Annotated in this window: 5 protein-coding genes; all 5 read right to left on the bottom strand. The window is 71.8% G+C overall.

Annotation, left to right across the window (positions count from 1 at the left end; genetic code table 11):
* Nucleotides 1-124 precede the first annotated feature (124 nt).
* Genes J7E93_RS35870 through J7E93_RS35850 form a run of 5 tightly spaced genes read right to left on the bottom strand, consistent with a single transcriptional unit; the run spans nt 125 to nt 5,549 of the window.
* Nucleotides 125-1,666 carry a glycoside hydrolase family 32 protein gene (locus J7E93_RS35870; RefSeq protein ID WP_215074224.1) on the bottom strand — a complete coding sequence of 514 codons (1,542 nt, stop codon included), beginning with the start codon at nt 1,664-1,666 and terminating at the stop codon, nt 125-127.
* Nucleotides 1,663-2,670 (bottom strand): ABC transporter ATP-binding protein, encoded by a 1,008-nt coding sequence (locus J7E93_RS35865; RefSeq protein ID WP_215074223.1) that lies wholly within the window; start codon nt 2,668-2,670, stop codon nt 1,663-1,665. The genes J7E93_RS35870 and J7E93_RS35865 overlap by 4 nt, the downstream gene beginning before the upstream one ends.
* Nucleotides 2,667-3,623 (bottom strand): ABC transporter ATP-binding protein, encoded by a 957-nt coding sequence (locus J7E93_RS38235; protein ID WP_215074222.1) that lies wholly within the window; start codon nt 3,621-3,623, stop codon nt 2,667-2,669. The genes J7E93_RS35865 and J7E93_RS38235 overlap by 4 nt, the downstream gene beginning before the upstream one ends.
* On the bottom strand, nt 3,620-4,555 hold the full coding sequence (locus J7E93_RS35855; RefSeq protein ID WP_215074221.1) for an ABC transporter permease: 936 nt from the start codon (nt 4,553-4,555) through the stop codon (nt 3,620-3,622). The genes J7E93_RS38235 and J7E93_RS35855 overlap by 4 nt, the downstream gene beginning before the upstream one ends.
* A gap of 16 nt (nt 4,556-4,571) precedes the next feature.
* Complete coding sequence (locus J7E93_RS35850; RefSeq protein WP_215074220.1) at nt 4,572-5,549, bottom strand: ABC transporter permease; 978 nt, start codon at nt 5,547-5,549, stop codon at nt 4,572-4,574.
* Nucleotides 5,550-5,712 lie beyond the last annotated feature (163 nt).

Below are 5,712 nucleotides of genomic sequence, written 5' to 3'. Positions count from 1 at the left end.
TGGCGGGTGGCGGCCCGACGGGCCCGGCGCCGGGTGGTGGCCCGGCGCCGGGGCGGGGATCGGCGCCGGGGGCGGGGATCGGCGGAGTCCGGCGAGGCTTCCGGGGAGGGGCCCCGGACCCGGCCTACGGCCAGAGCGGGCGGGGGCGGTCCACGATCGGGGCCATGTGCCAGGCGTCCAGGCGGGCGCAGGTGACGGAGCCGGTGGCGGTCAGCGAGACGCCTGTGGCCTCGTCGGGACGGGTCGGGTAGACACGGGCCGTCAGGGCGCGGCCGCCGGCGAAGATCTCCAGGGCCGAGTGGTCGACTAGGACCCGGAGGTCGACCGTGCCGTCCGGTGCGAAGGGGATGCGGCCGTAGCGGGGTCCGGCGTCCACGTCCGGGTCGAGGCTGCTGTGCTCGCGGCGCAGCCGCAGCTCGCCGCCCCCTTCTGCGTCGGCGTCCCGGGTGATCTCCACGACCGTGCGCTCGGCACCGTCGGGGGTCTCCCGCACCCCGAGCCTGGCGGTGGCCCCCGGCGCGAGCCGGAGCGTCACCTCCAGGTCGAGTTGGTCGCCGCGGATCGCGTCCGAGAGGGGCGTCTCCCCCACCTCGAAGGCTCCCGTCGCCACATGGTCCCGGCGGAGCCGTTCCAGTTCGGGCACGGGCCGTTGCGCCAGCGCCCCGTCCGGGCCGAGCGTGACGAGACGGGGCAGGGACATGACGCCCGACCAGCCCGCGCGGGCGGTCGCCTCCTCCCCTCGGCCCTCCTGGAGCCAGCCGAACATGATCCGGCGCCCGTCCGCGTCGCGGGTGGACTGGGGTGCGTAGAAGTAGGCCTGCCCGTAGTCGAGCCGGTGCAGCGCGTCGGGTACGAAGGTGTCGCGCTCGTACCGGCCGGTCCAGTAGAGCGGATGGTGAGTCGTCCCCTCGTCCCATGCCGAGAACGCCAGTACGTCGACGTCCTCGACCCGGAACAGGTCCACGCACTCCCACATCGTGCCGGTCCAGTCCGGCTCCCCGGCCACCCCACGGCTCGCGTCCCCGGTCAGCAGGGGCCCCACGTACCGCCAGGAGCGCAGGTCTTCGGAGTCGTACAGGAACGCCGTCCCGCCCTGCCCCCGGATGCCGGAGCCGACGAGCTGGCGCCAGACCGCGCCTTCCCGCCAGACGCAGTGGTCGCGGTACGCGGTGATGTCCACGCCCTCGGGCGGGGCGGCGATCACCGGGTTGCCCGGGTCCTTCGCCCAGTGGCGGAGATCGGGTGAACCGGTCGCCACGCAGGGCAGTTCGCGCTCCCCATGGCGTCCCGAGTAGACGAGCGTGGGCACTCCCCCGTCGTCGACGAGGACGCCGGACCAGCAGCCGTCCCGGTCCGGCCCTGTGGTGCCGGGCACGAGGGCGACGGGTTCGTCGGTCCAGGTGACCAGGTCGGTGCTGGTGGCGTGGCCCCAGTGGATGCGGTGGTGAGCGGGGGCGAGCGGGTTGTACTGGTAGAAGAGGTGGTAGACGCCGTTCCAGTGGCTCAGGCCGTTGGGGTCGTTGAGCCAGCCGCCGGGCGAAGTGAAGTGGAAGCGGGGCAGGTGCGGGTCGCGGAACGCCCGCTCGGAGAGCCCGTCGACGACAGCGGCGGCGACAGGGCCGGCGACGGAGGCCGTGGTGGGTGTGGTGATCAGCTCGTGTGTCATGCGGCGGTGGTCTCGTCTTCCGGAGAGTCGGCGCTCTGGAGCACGCGGTGGGCGATCTCGTGGGCGGGCGCGTAGCGGTGGCAGCGCACCCAGTGCGCCTGTCCGTCGTCCTCGCCCACGACATGGCGTACGGGGGTGGTGGCGCTGCAGGTGCCGTCGTCGTACGGGCACGATTGCGGGGTGAGGACGGCGGCGCGCAGCCGCGCGCGTTCGGCCTTGTCGTAGCCCGTGGCCCGGTGGGGGTCGGGTACGGCGGAGAGCAGCAGCCGGGTGTAGGGGTGGGCGGGTGCGTCCATGACGGCGAGGGAGTCGCCGCCCTCGACGAGTTCGCCGGCGAACATCACGGCCGTGGTGTCGGCGAGGTAGCGCGCGGAGCCCAGGTCGTGGGTGATGTACAGCATGGAAAGGGCGCGTTCGTCGCGCAGCCGCCGCATCAGGTTGAGCACGCCGACCCGTACCGACACGTCCAGCATGGAGGTCGGTTCGTCGGCGAGCAGCACGCTCGGTTCGACGGCGAGGGCTCGGGCGATGGCGACGCGCTGGCGTTGTCCGCCGGAGAGTTCGTGCGGATAGGAGTCGAGCATGTCCGCCTGCAGGCCGACCTCCTCCATCAGCGCGGCGAGCCGGCCCCGGTCGGCCGGGTGTCCGTGCAGGGCGAGCGCGCGGGTGAGGAAGTGCTCGATCCTGTGCACCGGGTTGAGGGAGCCGAAGGGGTCCTGGAACACCATCTGGACCTTGCCCCGGTACGCGCGCGTGGCACGGCGCTTCTGGGTGCGCAGCACGTCCTCGCCGTCGAGCAGGATCTGTCCCGAGGTGGGCTGTTCGAGGCGGGCGAGACAGCGGGCGATGGTGGACTTTCCGCTGCCGGACTCGCCGACGAGCGCGGTGACGCGGCCCCGGTCGAGGTCGAGGTCGACGCCGCTCACGGCCCGGATCCGGCGGCGGGAGAAGACCGTGCCGACCTGGAAGTCCTTGGTGAGTCCCCGTACGTGGAGCAGGGTCATCGGGAGCCACCTCCGGTGAGGGCCGCCCAGCGGCCGGGGGCGACCTCGCGCAGGTCGGGGATGTGGGTGGAGCAGTCCGCGCGGTCGGCCGGGCAGCGGGTGTGGAAGCCGCAGCTGTCGGCGGTGCGGGGGGCGTCGAAGAGCCCGGTGAGTCGGCGGCGTGGTCCGGTCAGCGGTGGGAAGGCGTTCATCAGCGCCTCCGTGTAGGGGTGGAGGGGCCGGGCGAACAGCTCCTTGGCGTCGGCGAGTTCGACGAGCCGCCCCCCGTACATCACGCCCATCCGGTCCGACAGTTCCACCATCAGCGACATGTCGTGGGTGATGAACAGGACGGAGAACCCGAGCTCGCGCTGGAGGTCGCGGATCTGGGCCATGATCTCCTGCTGGACGACGACGTCGAGCGCGGTGGTCGGTTCGTCCATGATCAGCAGGGCGGGCTTCAGCGCGACCGCCATGGCGATGACGACGCGCTGTCGCATGCCGCCGGAGAGCTGGTGCGGGTAGGCCTTCAGCCGGTCGGGGCTGATGCCGACGAGCTGGAGCAGCTCGCCGGAGCGTTCGCGTGCGGCGCGCTTCCTCAGCTTCTCGTGGGTGGTGAAGATGTCGCCGATCTGTTCGCCGACGGTGAGGACGGGGTTGAGGGAGTTCATCGCCGACTGGAAGACCATGGCCATCTCCCGCCAGCGGAACGCCCGCAGTTCCCGGGCGTCCATGGCGAGGACGTCACGGCCGCGGAATCGCACGGTGCCGGCGGTGATCTCGGCGGGTGGCTTCAGCAGCCGCATCACGGCGTTCGCGACGGTGGACTTGCCGCAGCCGGATTCGCCGGCGAGGCCGAGGATCTCCCCGGCTCCGATGGAGAAGGAGACGTCGTCGGCGCCGATGACGCTACGCCCGTCGCCGCGGTATTCGACCCGGAGGCCTTGGACGTCGAGTACGGGTGGGTTGCTCACTTCTTCCTCCTGCGCCCGGCCCGCAGCCTCGGGTTGGTGATCTCGTCGACCGCGTAGTTGAGCAGTGCGAGGGCGAAGGCGACCAGCGCGATGCACAGGCCCGAGGGGACGAACGCCCACCAGGCGCCGGTCATCAAGGCGCCGTCGTTTCCGGCCCAGTAGAGGTTGGTGCCCCAGCTGATGACGGAGGCGTCGCCGAGGCCGAGGAACTCCAGTCCGGCCTGGGCGCCGATGCCGAAGATGACGCAGCCGAGGAGCGTGGTCATCACCACGGACGCCATGTTGGGCAGGATCTCCCGGAACATGATCCGCAGGGGCCGCTCCCCCGTGACGACGGCGGCGGCCACGAAGTCCTTGCCGCGGATCGAGGTGGCCTGGGCGCGCAGGACGCGCGCCGAGCCGGCCCAGCCGGTGACGACCAGGACGAGGACGACCGTGGTGGTGCCCGGCGGCAGGAACGCGGCGAGGATCACGAGCAGCGGCAGGCCGGGCAGCAGCAGGAAGACGTTGGTGACCAGGGTCAGCAGGTCGTCGACGAGCTTGCCGAGGTAGGCGGAGGCGAGTCCGGCCAGGAGGGCGACGAGGGTGGCGGCGATGCCGACGGTGAAGCCGACGAGCATCGAGCTGCGGGTGCCCCACAGGGTGAGGGCGAGGACGTCCTGCCCCTTGGCCGTGGTGCCGAGCCAGTGCTGTGCCGACGGAGGTGTCGCGCCGACGTCGTTGATCAGGGACGGGTCTCCCGGTGCCACGACCGGGGCGAGCAGCCCGAGGAGGGTGAAGACGCCGAGCAGGATCAGTCCGGCGCGCGCCTTGCGGTCGGCCAGCAGGCGCCGGGCCAGGCTCGTACGGGCGGCACGGGCGCCACCCTTGTCGGCCGGTGGGGGTGGGGTGGACAGTCCCGTGGCGGTGTCCGGTGTGTCGATGACGGACATGGCGGTGGTCCCCTCCTCAGCGGACGCGGACGCGCGGGTCGAGACGGACATGGAGGAGGTCGACGAGGAAGTTGGCCAGCAGCACGGCCGCCGTGATGGTGAGGAAGATGCCCTGCATCAGGGGGTAGTCGAGACCCTGCACGGAGGCGAGGAGCTGGTAGCCGATGCCCGGGTAGGCGAAGACGACCTCGGTGAGCAGGGCACCGCCGACCATGAAGCCGAGCGCCATGCCGAAGTTGGTGACGGACGGCAGCATCGCGTTGCGGGCGGCGTAGCGGAACATGATCCGGGACGGGCTGAGCCCCTTGGCCTCGGCCATCGTGACGTAGTCCTCGGCGGCGGTGGCGATCATGGTGTTGCGCATGCCGAGCATCCAGCCGCCCACCGAGACGACGACGATGGTCAGCGCCGGAAGGACCAGATGCGTGGCCACGTTGCCGATGAACTCCGCGTCGAAGCCGGGGACGAGCCCGACGTCGTAGGCGTGGCGCAGCGGGAACCAGCCCAGCGTCACGCCGAAGAGGTAGAGCGCGCCCATCGCCAGCCAGAAGTACGGGAAGGAGCCGACGAAGATCAGGAGCGGCGGGAAGGCCGAGTCGAGGATGCCGCCCCGGCGCCAGGCGGCGACGATGCCGAGGATGTTGCCGACGACGGCGGCGACCACCAGGGCGGTGATGCCGAGGAGCAGGGTCCAGCCGATCTGGGAGCCGATGACCTCGGAGACGGGGGTCGGGAAGCGGGAGAGGGAGATGCCGAGGTCGCCGGTGGCGACGCTCTGCAGATAGTCGGTGTACTGCCGCCACAGCGGCCGGTCGTCGAGACCGAAGAGTTTCTGCAACTGGGCTATCTGGTCGGGCTGCATCGTCCCCTGGGCCTGGGCGAACATCCGGGAGACGGGGTCTCCGGGCATGAAGCGCGGCAGCAGGAAATTGAGGGTGACGGAGGCCCAGAAGGCGATCAGATAGAACCCCAGATTGCGCAGGACGAGACGCACGGGTCTGCTCCCTGTCGAGGTGCGGGGTGGGGACGGCCCGGGGGGGCGGGGACGGCCCTCGGGCGCGGTGGCCCGGTGGCCCGGTGGCCCGTGGGCACGGCGGGCTGGACGCGAGGACGCGGGTGGGCCGTCCCCGGGGCGGGCTAGGTGTATTGCCCTGTGA

The organism is Streptomyces sp. ISL-36 (assembly GCF_018614205.1).
Taxonomy (GTDB): domain Bacteria; phylum Actinomycetota; class Actinomycetes; order Streptomycetales; family Streptomycetaceae; genus Streptomyces.
Note: the sequence above shows the minus strand (reverse complement) of the source record. Positions and strands in the feature narration are given on the sequence as shown.

Excerpts from the sequence above, each read along its gene's own strand:
- J7E93_RS35870 (WP_215074224.1), bottom strand. The coding sequence starts at position 1,666 with ATGACACACGAGCTGATCACCACACCCACCACGGCCTCCGTCGCCGGC.
- J7E93_RS35865 (WP_215074223.1), bottom strand. The coding sequence starts at position 2,670 with ATGACCCTGCTCCACGTACGGGGACTCACCAAGGACTTCCAGGTCGGC.
- J7E93_RS35855 (WP_215074221.1), bottom strand. The coding sequence starts at position 4,555 with ATGTCCGTCATCGACACACCGGACACCGCCACGGGACTGTCCACCCCA.